This is a genomic window from Roseovarius spongiae (assembly GCF_003651245.1).
In the GTDB taxonomy this organism is placed as follows: domain Bacteria; phylum Pseudomonadota; class Alphaproteobacteria; order Rhodobacterales; family Rhodobacteraceae; genus Roseovarius; species Roseovarius spongiae.
Genome location: NZ_RAPE01000016.1, coordinates 1 through 1,535, shown reverse-complemented (window position 1 = coordinate 1,535; position 1,535 = coordinate 1). Strand labels below are relative to the sequence as shown.

Sequence of the window (1,535 nt, the reverse complement as noted above, 5' to 3'; positions counted from 1 at the left end):
TATTTTGTTGAAAAACTCTTGTTGATTTGGGGCCTGTTCGCTGATTCACTTTTGGTAGTGAAGCGGGGGGATCTGCGATGCTGGGACCGAAGCAAGAGGCGCAAGTGGCGTTATTTTACGAGTTCTCAATAGAGGACCACGTTCCGCAGGATCACCTGTTGCGCTCCATTGACCGCTTCGTAGACCTGTCCGGTATTCGGCAGCACCTGGCACAATTCTACAGCCATACCGGGCGTCCGTCTGTTGACCCCGAGTTGCTGATCCGGATGCTGCTGGTTGGCTATTGCTTTGGCATCCGCTCCGAGCGGCGGCTCTGCGAGGAGGTGCATCTGAACCTGGCCTATCGCTGGTTCTGCCGTCTCGACCTTGCCGACCGGGTTCCGGATCACTCGACGTTTTCCAAGAACCGGCACGGCCGGTTCCGCGAGAGCGAATTGCTGCGCCATCTGTTCGAAACGACGGTTGCACGCTGCATCGCCGAAGGGTTGGTCAGTGGCCAGCGCATGGCCGTTGACGCCAGCCTTATCGAGGCCGACGCGAACAAGCAGAACTCGACGCCCAAAGAGGAATGGGACGCGGCACGGATCGACCCGGCCGATGCGCCCCGCGCCGTGCGCGAGTATCTCGAAACGCTGGATGAGGCAGCATTCGGTGCAGCCAGCGAAGTCCAGCCCAAGTTCACCTCGCATTCCGACCCGGCCAGCCAGTGGACGGCGGCGCGCAAAGGACCGGCATTCTTCAGTTATTCCGACAACTACCTGATCGACACCGATCACGGCGTGATCGTCGATGTCGAAGCAACGCGTTCGATCCGGCAAGCCGAGGTCGGGGCGACAAAGACCATGCTGGACCGTGTGAAGGCCAGGTTCGATCTCCATCCCGAACGGCTGATCGCGGACACCGCCTACGGCACAGGGCCGATGCTGGGCTGGCTGGTCGACCGAAAGATCGCCCCGCACATTCCCGTCTTCGACAAATCTGGCCGTACCGACGGCACATGGAGCCGAGCGGACTTCGAATGGGACGCCGAGAACGATCAATACATCTGCCCCGAGGGTCAGGCACTGAAACAGTTCCGCCGGAATTATTCCGACCCGAACCGGGGGCCAACCGGCAAGGGACGCACCAAATACCGCGCCCTGAAACTGACCTGCCAGGCATGCCCGTCAAAACAGAAATGCTGCCCGAACGCTGACGCCAGATCAATCACCCGCGAGGAACACGAAGACGCCCGCCAGGTTGCCCGCGACATCGCCAAGACCAAGCAATACGACATCTCAATGAAGCTCCGGAAAAAGGTGGAGATGCTGTTTGCCCACCTCAAACGGATCCTGCGTCTTGGTCGTCTCCGATTACGCGGCCCATACGGCGCAAATGACGAATTCCTCCTCGCCGCCACCGCCCAGAACCTTCGGAAACTGGCCAAGATTTTTCCGGCACCGCAGCAAATGCGCAAAGCCTGACAAAAAAGGCGCTCGCGCGCCCTTCACCACCAAGTTTTCTGCGTCAGCAACACGGTGTTTTTCAACAGAATC

The 1,535-nt window shown here is 59.5% G+C and carries 1 protein-coding gene; it reads left to right on the top strand.

Going from position 1 to position 1,535, the window contains the following annotated elements; all coding sequences use genetic code 11:
* Positions 1-77: 77 nt before the first annotated feature.
* Positions 78-1,463: an IS1182 family transposase gene (locus D6850_RS19190; RefSeq protein WP_121169227.1), complete on the top strand. Its 1,386-nt coding sequence runs from the start codon at positions 78-80 to the stop codon at positions 1,461-1,463.
* Positions 1,464-1,535 lie beyond the last annotated feature (72 nt).

Bases quoted from the DNA above. Each gene is read 5' to 3' on its own strand.
- D6850_RS19190 (WP_121169227.1), top strand. From the start codon at position 78: ATGCTGGGACCGAAGCAAGAGGCGCAAGTGGCGTTATTTTACGAGTTC.